At 32.0% G+C, this 18,970-nt stretch carries 15 protein-coding genes; 13 read left to right on the top strand and 2 right to left on the bottom strand.

All coding sequences use genetic code 11. The features are described from left to right. Positions 1–157 precede the first annotated feature (157 nt). From GM3709_RS09235 to GM3709_RS09185, 11 genes are all read left to right on the top strand, one after another. On the top strand, positions 158–475 hold the full coding sequence (locus GM3709_RS09235; protein WP_066118541.1) for an antibiotic biosynthesis monooxygenase: 318 nt from the start codon (positions 158–160) through the stop codon (positions 473–475). Positions 476–657: 182 nt separating this feature from the next. After that, positions 658–1,092 carry a photosystem I reaction center subunit II PsaD gene (locus GM3709_RS09230; RefSeq protein WP_066118539.1) on the top strand — a complete coding sequence of 145 codons (435 nt, stop codon included), beginning with the start codon at positions 658–660 and terminating at the stop codon, positions 1,090–1,092. 185 nt (positions 1,093–1,277) lie between these two features. Beyond that, positions 1,278–1,841 (top strand): Uma2 family endonuclease, encoded by a 564-nt coding sequence (locus tag GM3709_RS09225; RefSeq protein ID WP_066118536.1) that lies wholly within the window; start codon positions 1,278–1,280, stop codon positions 1,839–1,841. Between the two features lie 144 nt (positions 1,842–1,985). Then, positions 1,986–3,104, top strand: coding sequence for an NADH-quinone oxidoreductase subunit NuoH (nuoH, locus tag GM3709_RS09220; RefSeq protein ID WP_066118534.1), 1,119 nt, complete (start codon positions 1,986–1,988; stop codon positions 3,102–3,104). Positions 3,105–3,908: 804 nt separating this feature from the next. Then, the gene (locus GM3709_RS09215; RefSeq protein WP_144439425.1) at positions 3,909–6,209 is read left to right on the top strand and encodes a ribonucleoside-diphosphate reductase subunit alpha; all 2,301 of its coding nucleotides are present in this window, start codon (positions 3,909–3,911) and stop codon (positions 6,207–6,209) included. A gap of 71 nt (positions 6,210–6,280) precedes the next feature. Then, entirely contained in the window at positions 6,281–6,721 is a 441-nt protein-coding gene (locus tag GM3709_RS09210; RefSeq protein ID WP_066118532.1) for a RimK/LysX family protein, read from the top strand. Between the two features lie 605 nt (positions 6,722–7,326). Further along, positions 7,327–11,484: a response regulator gene (locus tag GM3709_RS09205; protein WP_066118531.1), complete on the top strand. Its 4,158-nt coding sequence runs from the start codon at positions 7,327–7,329 to the stop codon at positions 11,482–11,484. Between the two features lie 120 nt (positions 11,485–11,604). Next, entirely contained in the window at positions 11,605–12,054 is a 450-nt protein-coding gene (locus GM3709_RS09200) for a PqqD family protein (protein ID WP_066118529.1), read from the top strand. A gap of 16 nt (positions 12,055–12,070) precedes the next feature. Further along, entirely contained in the window at positions 12,071–13,108 is a 1,038-nt protein-coding gene (locus GM3709_RS09195; RefSeq protein ID WP_066118527.1) for a hypothetical protein, read from the top strand. Beyond that, positions 13,105–13,815 carry a glycosyltransferase family A protein gene (locus GM3709_RS09190; protein WP_066118525.1) on the top strand — a complete coding sequence of 237 codons (711 nt, stop codon included), beginning with the start codon at positions 13,105–13,107 and terminating at the stop codon, positions 13,813–13,815. The genes GM3709_RS09195 and GM3709_RS09190 overlap by 4 nt, the downstream gene beginning before the upstream one ends. Before the next feature lie 59 nt (positions 13,816–13,874). Continuing rightward, positions 13,875–14,558, top strand: a complete 684-nt coding sequence (locus GM3709_RS09185) for a glycosyltransferase (protein ID WP_066118523.1) — start codon at positions 13,875–13,877, stop codon at positions 14,556–14,558. Positions 14,559–14,731: 173 nt separating this feature from the next. Here the strand turns inward: GM3709_RS09185 and GM3709_RS09180 are convergent, their stop codons facing one another. Then, positions 14,732–15,634, bottom strand: a complete 903-nt coding sequence (locus GM3709_RS09180; protein ID WP_066118522.1) for a glycosyltransferase — start codon at positions 15,632–15,634, stop codon at positions 14,732–14,734. 333 nt (positions 15,635–15,967) lie between these two features. Between GM3709_RS09180 and GM3709_RS09175 the strand changes: the two genes are divergently transcribed. Further along, entirely contained in the window at positions 15,968–17,377 is a 1,410-nt protein-coding gene (locus GM3709_RS09175) for a glycosyltransferase family 4 protein (RefSeq protein ID WP_066118520.1), read from the top strand. 19 nt (positions 17,378–17,396) lie between these two features. Beyond that, complete coding sequence (locus GM3709_RS09170) at positions 17,397–18,434, top strand: hypothetical protein (RefSeq protein WP_071828028.1); 1,038 nt, start codon at positions 17,397–17,399, stop codon at positions 18,432–18,434. A gap of 170 nt (positions 18,435–18,604) precedes the next feature. Here GM3709_RS09170 and GM3709_RS09165 read toward each other — a convergent pair whose 3' ends face one another. After that, positions 18,605–18,889, bottom strand: a complete 285-nt coding sequence (locus GM3709_RS09165; protein WP_066118518.1) for a DUF4090 family protein — start codon at positions 18,887–18,889, stop codon at positions 18,605–18,607. Positions 18,890–18,970 lie beyond the last annotated feature (81 nt).

Raw genomic sequence — 18,970 nt, 5'->3', positions numbered from 1 at the left:
TGACTAATATTTGATTTCTGACAAATGATTTAGGATTGCTACATAACATTTTTTTTAATAGTTATGGCAATTATCTTTTCATGAAAGGCTCATCATTGAGACAAAAATGGGTAAAATTAGAAAGAGTATAGATTAAAAATTATTATAATCATTGATTATGCGAGAATTTAGTGATTTTCTACGTCACAATTATGGTTATGTGGCGATCGCCACTTTCAAACCCGGTAAATTTCCTGAAGCTCAAAGATTATTTGAAGAAGCTGTTAAAACATATACGAAAGGGTTTAAAGGGGCATATCTATTACAAAAACCAAACACTGATGAAGGAATAGCGGTGATATTGTGGGAGAAATTGGAAGACATGGAAGAAAATCAAAACGAAACCCATGAGAAAATTTTAGAAAAAATGAAACATTTGTTCGCTTCTCCTCCTGAAACCAATTTTTATGAATTATCCACAGAGATAAAACCTTAAAACTATTGCCTGTTATTGGTTATCTGACAGTTACCTTTGTCAAAAACTTTTTCAATAAAAACTACATATTTATACAGCTTGTCACAAACTGTTACAGTTCATAACAAATATGCACAAGAAAGTTAATCGGAATGGTAGCATTGCCTAGATAGTAAATAGATTTCCATAAAAGCAATATCTCTATGAGCGAAACAATTCAACTTACTGGACAGATGCCTAAATTTGGTGGTAGCACCGGCGGTTTACTTTCTGCAGCCGACAGAGAGGAAAAATATGCTATTACTTGGACAAGTAAAACTGAGCAAGTTTTTGAAATGCCTACTGGTGGCGCAGCTATTATGAATGAAGGTGAAAATTTATTCTATTTTGCTCGTAAAGAGCAATGTTTAGCTTTAGGCACTCAGTTACGCACCAAATTCAAACCCAAAATTGAAGATTATAAAATCTACCGTGTATATCCTACTGGTGAAATCCAATATCTTCATCCTGCTGATGGTGTATTTCCTGAGAAAGTTAACGAAGGCCGTGAAACTTACGGTAAAAAAGACAGAAACATTGGTAAAAATCCTGAACCTGTCACTCTCAAATTCTCTGGTAAAATGCCCTATGACGTTTAATTTTTAATGATTTAACGGGGAGGATAGGAAAGACAATTCCACGGGAAAATGGTTTATTTTTTCAACCTATTTCCCCATCAAATAATATTTTTCAATGTAAGATAAGACTATAGGTGAATAAAAAAAATACAATTGAGATTATCCTTATGATGTCATGATAATGGAGAAAATATAACAGGGATTTTATGGTGACATTAATTGCTGAAAAAGAAATAAGTTTGGAAGAATTTTTAACTTTTCCTGAACAAAAACCGGCTCAAGAATATATTGATCATCAAATTATTTCAAAACCGATGCCTCAAGGAAAACATAGTATTATTCAAGGTGAGTTAGTAACGGCGATTAATTTTGTTGTTAAACCCACAAAAGTTGCGTTGGCTTTTCCTGAATTAAGATGTACTTTTGGTGGCAAGTCGATCGTGCCTGATATAGTAGTTTTAACCTATGATCATATTCCTAGAGATGAAAATGGAGATATTGGTAATGTAGTTTCCATTGCACCGGATTGGATCATTGAAATTCTCTCTCCTGAGCAAAATCAGAGTGTTATTATCAAAAAAATTCTTCGTTGTCTTGAAGCTGGTTGTCAATTGGGATGGATTATTGATCCTCAAGAAAAAACGATTTTCACTTATTATCCTCAAAAAGTGACATTTTTCGATCGAGATGAAGATATATTACCCATGCCCGATTTTATCACCAATTTAAAATTAACGATCGCAGATATTTTTTCGTGGTTAAAATTTTGAAAGAAAATCTCTACATTCTTAACAACTTCTTTAAACACAAAAGTTCATTCTCACAGATTCATACCTTGCTATATTATTAAAGGGATAATTTGGAAATAGATTAACTCTTAATTATCCATTATCAATTATCAGTTACTTATAAAAATGAACTCAGGTATTGATTTACAAGGAAGTTTTATCACTTCTCTTACGGATTTTGGACTTTCCCAAGAATTAGCAAAAACCCTTTGGATTCCTTTACCTTTAGGGCTTATGATCATTGGGGCAACGGTGGGAGTATTAGTTAGTGTTTGGTTAGAAAGAAAAATCTCGGCGGCGGCACAACAACGTATCGGCCCTGAATATGCAGGCCCTTTGGGAGTGTTGCAACCTGTTGCTGATGGTATTAAATTAGTTTTTAAAGAAGATATTGTTCCTGCTAAGGCAGATAGTGTATTGTTTACCTTAGGCCCGGCGATCGTAGTTATTCCAGTATTTTTGTCCTATCTTATCGTACCTTTTGGGCAAAATTTGGTAATCACAGACTTAAATATTGGTATTTTTCTCTGGATTTCCCTTTCTAGTATTACTCCCATTGGTTTATTGATGGCAGGTTATGCTTCTAATAATAAGTACTCCCTTTTGGGAGGATTAAGGGCGGCGGCACAATCTATCAGTTATGAAATTCCTTTAGCTTTATCAGTATTGGCGATCGCCATGATGTCTAATAGTTTAAGCACGATCGACATTGTAGAACAACAATCAAGCTACGGAATTTTAAGCTGGAATATTTGGAGACAACCTGTAGGCTTTTTAATCTTTTGGATAGCCGCTTTAGCAGAATGTGAGCGTTTACCCTTCGACTTACCTGAAGCAGAAGAAGAATTAGTGGCAGGTTATCAAACAGAATATGCAGGAATGAAATTCGGTTTATTCTATGTAGGTTCTTACGTTAACTTAGTATTATCTGCTCTTGTATTTGCGTTGTTATATCTAGGAGGCTGGGAATTCCCGATTCCTTTAAGTAATCTTGCTGGTTGGATAGGAGTCAGTGAAAATACGGCTTGGTTGCAAGTAATCACCGCTTCATTAGGTATTAGCATGATGGTATTGAAAGCCTATTTCTTAGTATTTATTGCTATTTTATTACGTTGGACAGTACCTCGTGTCAGAATAGATCAACTATTAGATTTGGGGTGGAAATTTTTACTTCCCGTTTCTTTAGTTAATTTACTGATTACTGCCGCTTTAAAATTGGCTTTTCCTATCGCTTTTGGTGGTTAAATCCTACTTCTAATGATTGTAAAGATAAAGTAATAAGTAATAAATTTTGATCTTGCACCTCTATCATAAATTCTCGATGATGAGAGGTAAAAGTAACAAGAGTTGATTTTAAAACTCCTATAGCAATAAACGATATAATCAGGAGATTGATAAATTCTGAAACCCTTACATATTACTCACCTCTTGCACCAATACATAAAAACTAAATAAAAGGTGGCAGGTAGTCGGTGTCGGGTTTAATGATTTTTGACTATTTTGAAGGTTAAGGCAACAATTAAGAGTTTTTTTGCAGAATAGCTTAAAGTTGATTGTTTTTTCTTAACCTGAAACCTAAAACCTAAAAGCCGAGATATTTTTCACTATGAGTAAAATGTTTTTATGTTACACGCTTTTCTGACTTCTGCTCTATATTTGTTCAAGTTGCCTATTTATCTTCAAAATTTAACATACTCGATCGAATTATAAATTTTAAAACAGGGGCTAATCTAATGTAAAAATATTTTTTCAAGGATAACTTTTTAAAGATTTGATTAAGAAAATTTCTGTTATTGTTGATTATGTCAAGAAATAATTAATCAAAAATATTCTTCCTCGATCTTTAATAATGACCTTTAATTTTGTTATTTTCGATACTAAGTTATTTTTTTCTTTCTAAAGATTTTTCAAAAAATTTTATTGACTAATTTCTACATATAGTGTATGAAGGTAACAACCTACCCCAGATATATGGTATAAAAGAGATGAACTAAACACCAGTAAAATTTTTTTTGAGTAGAAATACTCGAAATTAGCGAGGCAGAAGTAATGTTATTGGATACGCAACAAAGTACGAATTCTAGTCACTCTTACATTGAAAATCATGGTAGTCAAAATCATAGTGTTGGGAGTGTTAACAAAACCATAGAGGTTATTAAAAGAAATGGTAAGTCAGCTCCTCTCGATGTCACCAAAATCAGAAAAGTAGTCGATTGGGCTTGTAATGGAAAAGATGTCAATTCGATCGCACTAGAATCTGGTTTAAAAACTCGTTTGCGTCACGGTATCACCACGAGGGAAATTCAGGATAACTTAATTAATTGTGCCTTAGAAATGTGTGATCTTGATCAAGCTGACTGGCGTTATGTGGCTGGAAGGTTGCACATTTGGAGTTTATGGAAAGATTGTCTCGCTACGAGAGGTTACAACTATGGTAATTATGGCAAAACTGTAACAGATTTTGTCGAACAGGGGAAATACGATCGACGTATCTTAATTTATTCCCCCGAAGAATTAGAAATTGCCAATAGTTGGATTAATCCTGATTGGGATTTAGATTATGACTATGCTGGGGCAGTTTTATTGACTAATCGCTATCTTCTGGCTCAAGAATTACCTCAAGAAGCATTCCTCACCTGTAGTCTATTGTTGGCAATGGTAGAAACTTCTGAAAATCGGTTGAATTATGCTCGTCAATTTTATGAAGCGATCGCATCCCGTCGTATTTCCTTAGCAACCCCTATTTTAGCTAACTTAAGAGTGCCTAATGGTTCATTAACTAGCTGTTTTATCGTTAGTATAGATGATAATTTAGAAAGTATCTTTCAAGAAATTACAAACACTGCAAGAATTTCTAAAAATGGTGGAGGAGTAGGAGTAAATGTGTCCAGAATTAGGGCAACAGGAAGCTCTGTAATGGGGAAGAAAAATGCTTCAGGGGGAGTTATTCCTTGGATTAAATTACTCAATGATACGGCTATTGCTGTTAATCAAGGGGGTAGAAGGGCTGGTGCTGTAACTGTTGGTTTAGATATATGGCATTTAGATGTGCCTGAATTTTTGGAGATGCAAACAGAAAATGGTGATCAACGTCGTAAGGCTTATGATGTTTTCCCTCAGCTTATCTTACCAGATGAATTTATGCGTAGAGTTCAAAATAAGCAAGATTGGACTTTAGTTGATCCTTTTGAAGTTAAAAACGTTTTAGATATTGACTTACCGCCTCTATGGGGAGCGGAATTTGAAAAAGCCTATAGTCTCATTGAAGAAAACTTAGACACAAAAATCAAACTCTACAAAAAAGTAAACGCTAGAGATTTGTTTAAACACATTATGAGGGCTCAAGTAGAAACTGGAATGCCTTATCTTGCTTTCAAAGACGCTATTAACAAGGCGAATCCGAATAAACATGATGGTTATATTCCGGGGGTAAACTTATGTACGGAATCCTTCTCAAATGTTACCCCTAATAAATATGCCCACTGCTGTAATTTAGTATCCCTTAACCTTGCCAATTTAGAAAAAGATGAAATGGAGTCCATTTGCACTTTAGCAGTGAGAATTTTAGACAACACGATCGAAATTACTTTACCACCTTTTGGAGATGCTAAGGCTCATAACGATCGTTATCGTACCATTGGAGTTGGTGCTATGGGTTTAGCCGACTGGTTAGCCAAAAGGGAGTTGAGATATAGTAGTCTTTCGAACATTAGTAATTTATTCGAGGATATAGGTTATTATTGCACTTGGGCTTCCATGAAATTATCTAGGGAAAGAGGAGCTTATCCTGCCTTTGAGGGCAGTGATTGGAGTAAAGGCTTATTAATCGGTAGTAAATCTGTGGAATGGTTTGAACAAAATGCTTATGATAAGTCTCGTTGGCAACAATTATCTCAAGATATTCAACAATTTGGAATTCGTAACTCTCATATTACAGCTATCGCACCTAACACCTCATCATCCTTAGTGCAAGGTTGCACTGCCAGTGTTTTACCCGTCTATAGTCGCTTTTTCTATGATAAATGGGCAAAAGGTACTGTACCCATCGCACCCCCTTATATCAAAGAGAAAACCTGGTTTTATCAGGAAAATAAACACCTTCATCAAAATGAAGTAGTAAAAGCCATTGCCGTCATTCAACAATGGATTGATACAGGTATATCAATGGAGTTACTTTTTAATCTTAATCAAGGAGTCTATTTCAGTGATGACGGGGAAAGAGCATTAAAAGCTAAAGACATCTATAATACATTAGTTTTAGCATGGGAAAAGGGTTGTAAAGCAGTTTATTATGTACGCATTGTACAAAGAGATTCTTTTAAAGAAGAATGTACTGCTTGTGCAAATTAAATTAATAAGAAATGGGGGATTAGAAATGTATTAATTTTCTGCCCTCTTTTCGTTTTTTCTTTCTTGTAAAAATGACGCAAACAAAAAAACAATTACCTTTCATTGGTTGGCGAGAATACTTAGGACTTCCCACTTTGGGAATTGACAAAATTAAAGCAAAAATAGATACTGGAGCTAGAACTTCATCATTACACGCTTTTCATATCTATACCTACAAAAAAGACGATCGAGAGATGGTAAAGTTTCAAGTACATCCTTTTCAACGAGATACCCATACTACGATCGAATGTATTGCACCTTTATTAGAATATAGACAAGTTACTAATTCAGGAGGACATACTCAAATTAGGCCCGTGATCATAAGTACAGTAAAATTAGGTAATCATCAATGGAATATTGAATTAACCCTAACGAGTCGAGATGTTATGGGCTTTAGAATGTTATTGGGGCGACAAGCCATTAAAAATCGTTTTTTAGTAGATTGTGGTAAATCATTTATTTATCTCCATTAAAGATATTATCCAGAAAAATAAGATCATAAGATCAAATGAATTTAATTTCACTGACAAATCTCTCTCCTCTTGATTTCTTAATTCAAACTGAATGACGATTACTGTCATCATCTAGGTATATATAAATTTCTCAGTAAAAACCCTGAAACAATACTCAGGTTAAATTATAATAAACATAAATCTCATTAATCATTATTCACTTATTCCATATTTTCACATAATTAAGATATTCTGTCAGTATATGAGTATTTAACAATTAAACTTGAGAAAATCAATTTTAATACAGTTAAAATCAATTATTGTTAGTATAGTCTATTTTTTATCTACTTTCTTTTATCTTGATAACTAACTTTTATGGTTGGTGCAAGATCTGAGGATAAAAGTTTTCTTTAAAATTTTAAATAAATTAGATATTTTAGAGAATTAAAATTAAAATCAATTATAGATAGTAAATTATCAATTTTGTTCATTATTGCTCCTTATCTATTCCTGATTTTCTGATTTCTGTAATAAGTCTATTATTCAAATCAACATAATACTAAACAGTAAAAAACTGATAACTAATCGATGTAATCGTTGAATTTATTAATTATTTTTCATCAACTATGCAAAGTAAGACAAAAGTTAGTCTTCCGTTATTAATTTTAATCATTTTTGCCTATTTAGGGAATTATTTTAAACTACCTCTATTTTTTGGGATAGATTTTCTCTTTGGAACTATTTTTGTCTGGATAACGATATTTTTTTATGGAAGTAGATGGGGAATAGTTGCCTCTACAATTAGTGCTAGTTATACCTGGTCATTATGGGGACATCCCTATGCAATGATTATATATATATTGGAAGCAATTTTTGTAAGTTATCTTTGGAAGAAAAAAAATAAAAATTTAATATCAGCTAATATTATCTATTGGGTGACTATTGGTATTCCTTTTATTATATTTTTTTACTTAATACTTCTTAAAGTTTCTATTTTAGGAGTAATATTAGTTGCACTAAAACAATCCATTAATGCTACTTTAAATGCTTTAATCGCAATTTTATTGATCAATTATTTACCTTTAAATAAAATAATTAATTTACGCCATAAAAATATCTTATTATCATTTGAAGAAACTTTATTTAACCTGTTAATTAGTTTAGTTCTAATTCCTGCTCTTACCATAACTATTTTTAATACTTATAATAAAATCGATGATATTCAATCTGTAATAATAGAAAAACTTGACTATACGGCAAATGAATGGCGATCGAATCTATTAAATTGGTATGATATTCGCAGAATTGGATTAGAAGAAATAGGATATATTGATATTAACAATCAAGCATTTTTACAAGATAAATTATTAACTTTTAAGAGGATTTTTAATGATTTTCAAGATTTATATGTCACAGATGAAAATGGTATTATTATTGCCGCCTCTCCTTTAATAAATTATAGGCAAGAACCTTTAATTGGTTTAGATGTTAGTAATATTAATCAGTTTGAAAAGATTAAAAAAAATCCCCAATTTACTGTAATAGATATTCATAAACTTCCAGATAATAACATAGCTCATATTACTCTTGTTCATCCTATATTGAAAGATGATCAATTAAAAGGTATAGTTTTTGGCTCAATTTATATTGAAAAACTTGCTAATGCTCTAAATACTAATAAGTTACAAGATGATGTTATTGTGTTTATTTTAGATAGTAATAATAAAATTATTACGGCAAATAATGATAAACAACACTTGACAAATATTGATAAAGAAAATTATGAAATTAAATTTGTTGGTAATAATATTCATCAATGGTTGCCGATAAAAAAAGGAACCCCAATTATGACTCGATGGAGTCAATCATTTTATGTCAAAGAAATTCCTGTTAGTGAAAACTTATCTTGGACTATCTTAGTAAAATTAGAAAGTAAACCATATATTGAAAGTTTGCAGATAGACTATATAAATTCTTTAGGTATTTTATATATTGTGATGATAATAGCTTTTTTCTTTGCCGATAAAATTAGTAAAAAATTGGTCAAACCCTTAAATAGATTAGCTGTTATTACTACAGATTTACCTAATAAAATAACGAATAATCAACTATTTATCTGGGATGAAACAGAAATTAAAGAAGTTGAAATCTTAGCAAATAATTATCGATCGATGATTGAAGCATTGCAAGAAAAATTTAAAGAATTAGAAGATTCCAAGGAAAATTTAGCCATAAAAGTAGAAGAAAGAACTAATGAATTGATGTTAAACACTATAAGATTAGAAAAAGAAATAGAAGAAAAAAAAGAGATCGAAAAATTATTAAGAGAAAAAGACGAACGTTATGAATTAGCTATTTCAGGTACTAATGACGGTATTTGGGATTGGGATTTAAACAGCAATGAAGTTTATTTTTCCCCCACATGGATGCGAATTATCGGTTATCAGGATAGTCCTTTATCTTCTAATATTAATAGTTGGTTTAAGAATATTCATGACGATGATTTAGAACAAAACTTACAAGATATTCATTCTTATTTGTCGGGAGAAACCGATTTATATCAAAATATTCATAGGATAAAACATAGTAATGATGAATATATCTGGATTTTAGCGAAGGGGAATAAAGATTTAGATGAAAATGGAGAACCCTATCGTTTAGTAGGTACTATTACTGATATTACTGATAAAATTAAGGTAGAACAAGATTTACAACAAGCAAAAGAACAAGCAGAGTCCGCAAATCAGGCTAAAAGCGAATTTTTAGCCACCATGAGTCACGAAATACGTACTCCCATGAATGCTGTTATTGGTATGACGGGATTATTATTAGATACTCCTCTTAATGATGAACAAAAAGAGTTTGCGGAAATTATTCGTACCAGTGGAGATACTTTACTAACTATTATTAATGATATTCTCGATTTTTCTAAAATTGAGTCAGGTAAATTAGAGTTAGAATACCAACCTCTCCCAATTCATACAGTGATAGAAGAATCTTTGGATTTATTGGCACCAAAGGCTAATAGCAAAAATTTAGAGTTAATTTATTTTATCCCCCCAGAAATTCCCTCTACTGTTAATGGGGATGTTACCAGATTAAGACAAATATTAGTTAATCTACTCAGTAATAGTATTAAATTTACTAAAACTGGAGAAATTGTTTTATCTGTAGGAATTTACAATTCCGTACCGATTAATAATCATGTTACAGAATATGAGTTAATTTTCACTGTCAAAGATACTGGCATTGGCATTCCTCCCAGTCGTATGGATAGATTATTTAAGGCTTTTTCTCAAGTGGATGCTTCTACTACTCGTAACTATGGAGGTACGGGATTGGGGTTAGCGATTTGTCGGCGTTTAGTGGAAATGATGGGTGGTAAAATGTGGGTAGAAAGTAAAGGCAACGTAACGGGAAATTACCCCCCTGATTGGGTGGTTTCTTCTCGCTTAAATGATGATGGATCGATGTTTTGTTTTACTATTAAAACTAATGTATCTAATCTTTTCTCTACAACTCATCTTTCTAACTCTGAAATTTTACGAGGTAAAAAGGTGTTGATTGTCGATGATAACGACACTAATCGTCAGGTTTTAATGATTCAATGTAATAATCTTGGTATGGAGCCTATTCTAACTTCTTCGGGAAGATCCGCTTTATCTTTGCTCAAAAATCAGCAACCCCTCGATTTAGCTATTTTAGATATGCAAATGCCTTCTATGGATGGAGTTACTTTAGCTAAACAAATTCGTCTTTTACCTGCCTATAAAAATTTACCTTTGATTCTGTTAAGTTCGATCGGTAATTTTGAAATACAAGACTATTTAAAACAAGTTAATTGGAGTGCAACTTTAAGTAAACCCATTAAACAATCTCAGTTATCCGACATTTTAACTAAAATTTGTCATGAGGATATGGGTAATTATTTTAAGTCTGTAAATACTCTTGCCACTTCTTCAGTTTATGATAATATTGCCAGTATTGCTCCTCTCAAAATTCTTATTGCTGAGGATAACATTGTCAATCAAAAGGTTATTACCAATATTCTGAAGCGATTAGGTTATCGTGCCGATGTGGTAGCCAATGGATTGGAAGTTTTGGAAACTTTGCGTCGTCAATCCTATGATTTAATTCTGATGGATGTGCAAATGCCAGAAATGGATGGTTTAACCGCTACTCGTCAAATTCGCACTCTTTGGGAAACTCCTTATGGTAATTTTCAGGGCAATCCTCCTTGTATTATAGCCATGACGGCTAATGCTATGGAAGGCGATCGAGAAATTTGTATTTCAGCAGGAATGGATGACTATTTATCAAAACCAGTAAGAGTGGAAAGTTTAGTACAAAAACTAAAAAATCTGAGAAAAAATAACTCGGTTTCAGAGATAATTGATCATAGAAAATCTGAAGTTAAAAAAACTATGACTCAATTAGACGTGAGGGTAATTGCAGAATTAAGAGAAATGATTGGAGAGGAAGACTTTGAAGAAGTTTTTAGCGAATTAATTAATGCTTATTTGGAAGATAGTCCTAAATTAATTCAAGGTTTAATCAATGCCTTAGAAAATAAAAATCTTTCCGAAATCAAAATAAATGCCCATACCCTCAAATCTAGTAGTGCTAGTTTAGGTGCAATGAAATTAGCAGATTTATCAAAAGAAGTCGAATTGTCTATCATTAAAGGTGATCTAACAAATTCTTCTAGACTTATATCGCAAATCATGAGTGAATATGAGCAGGTAGAAAACTTGATGCGTCAAGAATTAAACAAAAGAGAATAAAAAGGTATTAGGCATTAGTTGTTAGGTATTAGGTAATAGCTACCTAAATGAAATATTTTTGCGTTGAACTCAGGTACTAATAGAAATCCTTTTATTTAAAATTAAAAATTTAGAATCACAATGGATAATAGTTTTCAAATTAATACAAAAAAAATTGCTGAAGAAACCATTGATGGTGAAGTTATGATTATTAATCTGGATGAAGGTTATTATTACAGCCTTCTTGATACGGGAGCAGATATTTGGAATGGTATTAAAAATGGATTATCTTATCAGGAAATTATTTCAGATTTATCTAAGAGATATTTTTGTAGTCAAAAAGAAATTGAAATAAGTGTTGAAAATCTAATTGCTCAATTAGTGGAAGAAGATATTATTTTATCTTTACCTAAGGTGCGATCGCAGAGTAAAACTAATTATTCTTTATCAGCAGAAGGAAATGAGAATATAGAAAAACTAGAATTTAAAATTCCTCAATTACAAAAATATACCGATATGCAAGATTTATTAACATTAGATCCCATTCATGATGTTGATGAGACAGGATGGCCTAATTCCAAGCAAGTATAGATACACTATCACATTGATGAGTATAAGTAATCCATCCGTTTTTTTTGCAGAATTTACCCGTAAATCAGAAGAAGCGATCGATATTTCAGGTAATCCTGTTGAGTACTTTTATAGAATAGGAAATTTAACCGTTAAACTTCGTTTTGCAGGAAATACTCTTATTCCTTACTTAACAAAGGCTTTGGAACATTTAAGGATAAGAATTTCCAACAATCCTGATTTAACAATTTTATTGTGGGATAGTAAATCCACTGGTGTAAAAATGCCTTCACCTCCTTGGAGTATTGATGATTATGGGCAAGATGGATTAATTCAAGGTTTTAATAATCATCGTTTTTGCACTATTTTTAGACGAACTTCTATTGGATTATCTATGTTGGATAAAGAAAATGGAATAGGAATTTATTGGGTAAAAGATCCAAATACTATTCCTTATTGGGAAATAGGTGCTCCCCTACGAGAAATTTTTTACTTTTGGTTTAGTCAATATAAAATACAGTTATGTCATGGAGGGGCTGTTGGAAAACCCAACGGAGGAGTATTATTAGTCGGGAAAGGTGGTTCAGGAAAATCGACAACAGCTTTAGCTTGTCTCCATTCGGAATTATTTTATGCCAGTGATGACTATTGTCTAGTTCAATTAGAGCCTATTCCTAGAGTTTTAAGTCTTTATAGTACTGGGAAAAAAAATGTAGATGATTTAGATAGATTGCCTTTTTTAAAGAATATCAGTAGTAATACTGATCACTTTGAGGGAGAAAAAGCACTATATTTTATTTATGAGTATTTTCCTCAAAAAATTTTATCCAGTTTTCCCTTAAAAACCGTTTTAATTCCGAGAATAACTGGAAAAATAGATACTAATATTGAGGAAGCATCTTCGATCGCTGGATTAAAAGCTCTTGCACCAAGTTCAATATTTCAGCTACCGGGTGATAAACGACAAAGTTTGAAACTGATGGGAAATCTCCTTCGACAAATTCCTTGTTTTTATCTTAATTTAGGAACGGATATTAAACAAATTTCAGAAGTAATATCACAACTAATATTATGAAATTAAAGCAACTATTTGCTAGTGTCATTATTCCAGTTTACAATGGAGAAGAATTTTTAGGTGAAGCGATTGAAAGTATTATTAAACAAAATTATCAACCCTTAGAAATTATTATTGTAGATGATGGTTCAACAGATAAAACAGCGGAAGTTGCCTATAAATTTAAAGATGTTGCTAAATATATTTATCAACAAAATGCTGGTGCTTCTTCAGCTCGTAATACAGGAATAAAAATTGCTCAAGGAGATTTAATTGCTTTTCTTGATAGTGATGATTTATGGACACCTAATATTTTAAAAAGTTATGTTGATTTTCTGCAAAATAATCCACAAGTTGATATTGTTCAAGGACATTTACAAAATTTTAGAATTGAAAATGACTTACAGACTAATAGTATAAATAAAAAATTTGGAAAACCTCGTTTACCTTTTAATATAGGTACTTTTATTTATAGAAAATCAGTGTTTGAGAGAATTGGATTATTTGATGAAAATTTACGTCATAGTGAAGATGTCGAATTTTTAGTAAGAATCAAAGAAAATAATCTTAATAGAGCTGTTTTAAAATCAGTTATTTTACTTTATCGACGACATAAAAACAGTCTTATTTCTCAGTATGATGAAACTAAATTAAAAAATCTTCATCGTCAAAGTTGGTTAAAAATTTTAAAGAATAATTTAGATCAACGCCGACAAAAAAATGTTTAAAGAAATAATGCTATATCAACTTAAATATTAATTTTAATCTCAAAATATTATGCACGAATATGAATAAAATTACTGTTAGCGTCATTATTGTTGTGCAAAATGGAGAAAAATACCTTACAAGGGCAATTGAAAGTGTTTTAAATCAAACTTATCAACCTGATGAAATTATTGTCGTTGACGGAGATTCAACAGATAAAACCCCCGATATTGCTAAATCTTATCGTAATATTCGTTATGTTCAACAAACTGAAACAGGTTTAGCTAATGCTCGTAATACGGGGATTAATGTTGCTGGGGGGGATTTAATTGCATTTCTTGATCATGACGATCGATGGTGTGAAAATAAATTAAGTATTCAAGTTAATGATTTTATCAAAAATCCAGAAATTCAATATAGTTACGGACGAGTGCAATTGTTTTTAGATTTAGGATGTGAATTGAGACAAGGGTTTAGAAAAAAATTATTACAAGAAGAACAACTTGGACGTACACCCGGTACTTTAATGGCTCGGAAATCCTTGTTTGAGGATATTGGACAATTTAATACTGAGTTTACCATTGGTTGTGATGTTGAGTGGTTTACGAGGGCAAAAGATTATCAAATTCTTTATGGTTTCATCCCCGAAGTTTTACTTTATAAGCGTATTCACGATCGTAACCTTTCAGGTAATGTGGAGACAAATAGAAAAGAATTATTTAAAATTGTTCGCCAATCTCTCCAACGTCAACGTGTTAAGGATTAAACTTTTGTGGTTTTTAAAAATAGAATGACATTTGAGTAAAATGTACAGGAAATGGTATAGATGATGGGTTGGGAGATATTGATTAATGGTTTATCAAATACGATTTACCAAAGAAGCTAAAAAAGATGTGGGTAAACTAAAAGAAAAACTCAAAAAAATTATTCAAAAAAATCCTAAGTATCCGTCAATTTTTTAAGTAAACGTCTGAAAAACCCCATTATTCCTTCATTTTTAACGATCGCTACAAAACGTTTGATAATTAGTTTGTATGGTACAAGTCTTGATTGAAATAGAGTAGCCGTATGTTTTGGAAAATTATTGTTGATATTAAACATTTTAGTTCTTGCTAGAACAAATACTTCACCGGCAACAAATACTCTAGGGATAGTTTCTTGATTAATTTTGACGACAATAGTATTAAGATTTGCTTCATTATATTCTTTTCCCGGAATCCGTCCATGAAGTATTTTTACTTCCCCATTGAGGTATCCGAAGGAATGATAACGACAATTAAATTCATGAGTTAATGGGGCAATACGAATATCACTTAAATATAAGGCAATTCTCAAAGGAGGTTGATCGTATGGATACTCTCCAGATTGGTTAAAAAGTATTTCACTCCATTTAAGAGATTCTACCAACACTTGGTGAAGTTTCTCGGACTGTTTAAATACGATGACTCCTTGATTAAACTCTCGAAAAGCATCTGGCACTCCTATAACTTCAGGAAAATCATCATAGTATCCTCGATCGTGTGCCATTGCAATATCAAAATGATCCAGTAAATCAAACAATTCCGAGATGTCACCACATATAAAGGTATCCGTATCAAGAAAAAGAGTTTTTTGATAGGGTGATTTCATCATGGAGATTAATTTATTGATGTGGGGTTTAGGATGTAAACTCTCTAATTTAATTATTTGATCAAAAGCACCTTTATTAGAGGGGGGAGAATCAGTGAAGACAGTTATCTGAATATCGGGCAAAAACTTTTTAACACTTATTGCCGAAATTTGAGCTTCTTCAACATATTTGCTACCAATAGCTGTGTATATAATACCCTGAAAATAATTCATACATAATTTTTATTTTATTCTTAAAATTTCAAGATAAAATTCAAGTTTATAATGATTCCTTTCTTGTATAGCAATAAACGGGTTAGTTAAGACATTCTCAAAATCTATCGTTGTCATTCCGAGCATAGAGAGGAATCTCAAAACGTCCTAATCAACTCGTTATCTGCTATATATAGCAATCCTAAATGATTTGTAAACAATCAAAGGTTGTCAAAAATTAGCCCAAATCCTTGTTAGCAATGACAAATGGCAAATGACAAAATATTTACATTTTGAGACACAACCTAAATAGGAATGCTATAGTTAAATTTTGATCAGGATAAGGGTTTTTAAGTGATAAAAATACTTCATATTATAGATAAACTATCTAGTGCCGGCCCTACTCGCTCCTTGATTGCTTCTGTTAAATATGAGCTACAACAAAATATTATTCAACAACATGTTATTATTACTTTACAGTCTGAAGTTTACCCTCTTACTCTAATTCAGGCAAAACAAGTGGGGATCAATGTTATCCGTAAACCCGATCGAAAAACTTTGATAGAAGAAATAGAAAAAGCAGATATTGTTCAAGTTCATTTTTGGAATAATCCCACAATTTATGAGTTTCTGCGTTTAGAACTTCCTCCCATACGTTTATTGCTTTGGTTTCACATTATTGGCGATCGTCCTCCCCAAATTATTACTGAAGATTTGGTTAACTATTCAGATTTTACTTTAACGACTAGCCCTTATAGCCTTAAATTAACCGTGTTTCAAAATAATAATGATAAAACAGATATAGTTTATGGTATTACTGATTGGGAGCGATTAAGTAATTTACAACCTCAACCCCATGACACTTTTAACGTGGGCTATATTGGTACAGTTAATTTTGCGAAAATGCACCCTAACTATATTTCTATGAGTGCCTCTGTTTCTATTCCCCATGTCAAATTTATTGTTTGTGGTGGCGGTATTGAAAAACAGTTACAAAATGAAGTTGAGCAACTTGGTATCGCTAATAAATTTGAATTTCGAGGCTATGTAGAAAAAATCAAATCGATTTTAGAAATTTTGGATGTTTTTGGTTATCCTTTATGTGAAGATACCTACGCTACTTCAGAAAAAAGTTTACAAGAAGCGATGTATGCAGGAATACCTCCGGTTGTTTTTCCCTATGGTGGTGTTAAATGTTTAGTTGAACATAATCAAACCGGTTTAATTGTTAATAGTGAAACTGAATATAAAGAGGCGATCGAGTATCTTTATCATCATCCTGAAGAAAGATTGAAATTAGGAAATAATGCCCGTCAATATGCCCATGAAAATTTTAACAGTGAATATTGGACAAAAAAATTAAATACTATTTATGACAAAATGATGGAATCTCCTAAAAATAAGAGATTATGGCAAAATTTGGCAAAATTTACTGATACACCGGCAGAACTTTTTATTCAATCTTTAGGAGAATCTGCACCACAATTTAAAATCAGTATGAGTGACATTGACACAGAAGAATTATTGATAGCCGATAGAAAAATTGCTCAATCATCAGTGTTATTATCTGGTGGAGAAGGAGGTATTTTTCAATATCGTAATTATTATCCTGACGATCGTTATTTAAGATTATGGTCTGGATTAGTGTTACAAAATCAAAACAGACATTCTTCTGCGGTATCAGAATTTCAGGCATCAATAAAGTTAGGTTTCAACCATTGGCGAATTTATGAATACTTGAATCAATCTGCCAAAAATAACTGAGAAATAGTACTAGGTATATATGACACAACAGAAGCTAAATACTTCGATCGTTTTTATTATTTTTAATCGCCCTAATACTACAGCTAAAGTTTTTGAAGCAATTCGTAAAGCAAAACCATCTCAACTATTTATTATTGCCGATGGCGCTCGTCTAAATGTACCAGAAGATCAAGAAAAATGTGAAGTTACGAGGAAAATTGTCGAAAATATTGATTGGGAATGCGAAGTATTTAAAAATTATTCAGATATTAATTTAGGTTGTGGTAAAAGAGTATCTAGCGGAATTAGTTGGGTTTTTGAGCAAATAGAAGAAGCGATTATTCTTGAAGATGACTGCCTTCCTCATCCTTCTTTTTTCAGATTTTGTGATAATTTACTTTCTAAATATCGAGACAAAGAAGAAATTATGATGATTAGCGGTACAAATAATTTGCTTGAATGGCAACAGAAAAACCAGAGTTATCACTTTTCTCACTATGATAGTTGTTGGGGGTGGGCAACTTGGCGAAGGGCATGGAATTTTTATGATTATGAAATGAAAAAATGGGGTGATAGGAAAAATCACCAAAAACTAAAAGAAGTTTTACAGGATGAAGAACAATTTAATTATCGTTATCACATCTGTCAACAAGCCTTTAATAAAAAAGTGGATACTTGGGACTATCAATGGACATTTACACGTTTACTACAAGGAGGATTAACCGTTATTCCTGCGGTAAATTTGATCAAAAATATCGGTTTAGGTAAAGATGCAACTCATACAAATCGCTTATCCATTTTTGATGTTAATTTAGATTTTTATGATCTTCAATTCCCTTTACAACACCCCCAACCCATAGAAGCAGATCAAATATACAATCGTAAATATTTTCAAATGCTTATTGGGAAGCCCGATTTAGACACTATTATTTTTTTTGCGAATAAACTCATTTTTGGTGGAAGAAAGATTCATGCTTTACTTTTACTACAGCAAGCAATTAAAATTTATCCTGATAATTTAGAATTAATTCAGATGAACGCTATTACTCTATCCAAATTAACCAAGGGTGAACTATAAAATTATCAAGAAAGGGAATGGGGAATAGAGAAAAATAATGGCTCTTTTACTTCTCGTCGTGATCAATTATTCCTTTACTTCTCATCGTGATCAATTATTCCTTGAAAAAGGTATTAGGTATTAGGTATTAGGTATTAGGTATTAGGTATTAGGTATTAGGTTAAATGCAGTTATTTTCCACCGTAATAAAAAGCAATTTCCTTCTCTTTTAAGGGGGCAAAATCTGCATTAACTAGCATTTGGTTTAATTCTTCTTCAGAAATATGTTTCGCTCCAATACGCAATATTCTTGATCGCATTGTATTACTGACTCCGCTTCTCTGTCTTTGCCCTTCTAATGCCATGACTTGCTTATACAAGTCTAATTTAGCGGCGGGGATTGGGCTACCGTCTAAATCAATTCCTTGGGCGATCGCATTATCTACTGCATCAGCACCGGTTGTTACATTGCTCATAATCAAATTTGGTAGTTAATTTTACTTTTTATTGTCTATGGTCAATGATTAATTGTCAACTACGGTGAATTAGGGGGTAGA

The sequence above is a fragment of the Geminocystis sp. NIES-3709 genome (genome assembly GCF_001548115.1).
Classification (GTDB): Bacteria; Cyanobacteriota; Cyanobacteriia; order Cyanobacteriales; family Cyanobacteriaceae; genus Geminocystis.
The sequence above is the reverse complement of the archived record's forward strand: the minus strand, read 5'-3'. Positions and strand labels throughout refer to the sequence as shown.

What these genes read in the sequence shown, in the direction of transcription:
- GM3709_RS09200 (WP_066118529.1), top strand. Translation starts at nt 11,605, where the DNA reads ATGGATAATAGTTTTCAAATTAATACAAAAAAAATTGCTGAAGAAACC.
- GM3709_RS09165 (WP_066118518.1), bottom strand. Translation starts at nt 18,889, where the DNA reads ATGAGCAATGTAACAACCGGTGCTGATGCAGTAGATAATGCGATCGCC.
- GM3709_RS09190 (WP_066118525.1), top strand. Translation starts at nt 13,105, where the DNA reads ATGAAATTAAAGCAACTATTTGCTAGTGTCATTATTCCAGTTTACAAT.
- GM3709_RS09235 (WP_066118541.1), top strand. Translation starts at nt 158, where the DNA reads ATGCGAGAATTTAGTGATTTTCTACGTCACAATTATGGTTATGTGGCG.
- GM3709_RS09205 (WP_066118531.1), top strand. Translation starts at nt 7,327, where the DNA reads ATGCAAAGTAAGACAAAAGTTAGTCTTCCGTTATTAATTTTAATCATT.
- nuoH (WP_066118534.1), top strand. Translation starts at nt 1,986, where the DNA reads ATGAACTCAGGTATTGATTTACAAGGAAGTTTTATCACTTCTCTTACG.
- GM3709_RS09210 (WP_066118532.1), top strand. Translation starts at nt 6,281, where the DNA reads ATGACGCAAACAAAAAAACAATTACCTTTCATTGGTTGGCGAGAATAC.
- GM3709_RS09215 (WP_144439425.1), top strand. Translation starts at nt 3,909, where the DNA reads ATGTTATTGGATACGCAACAAAGTACGAATTCTAGTCACTCTTACATT.
- GM3709_RS09225 (WP_066118536.1), top strand. Translation starts at nt 1,278, where the DNA reads ATGGTGACATTAATTGCTGAAAAAGAAATAAGTTTGGAAGAATTTTTA.
- GM3709_RS09230 (WP_066118539.1), top strand. Translation starts at nt 658, where the DNA reads ATGAGCGAAACAATTCAACTTACTGGACAGATGCCTAAATTTGGTGGT.
- GM3709_RS09185 (WP_066118523.1), top strand. Translation starts at nt 13,875, where the DNA reads ATGAATAAAATTACTGTTAGCGTCATTATTGTTGTGCAAAATGGAGAA.
- GM3709_RS09195 (WP_066118527.1), top strand. Translation starts at nt 12,071, where the DNA reads ATGAGTATAAGTAATCCATCCGTTTTTTTTGCAGAATTTACCCGTAAA.
- GM3709_RS09170 (WP_071828028.1), top strand. Translation starts at nt 17,397, where the DNA reads ATGACACAACAGAAGCTAAATACTTCGATCGTTTTTATTATTTTTAAT.
- GM3709_RS09180 (WP_066118522.1), bottom strand. Translation starts at nt 15,634, where the DNA reads ATGAATTATTTTCAGGGTATTATATACACAGCTATTGGTAGCAAATAT.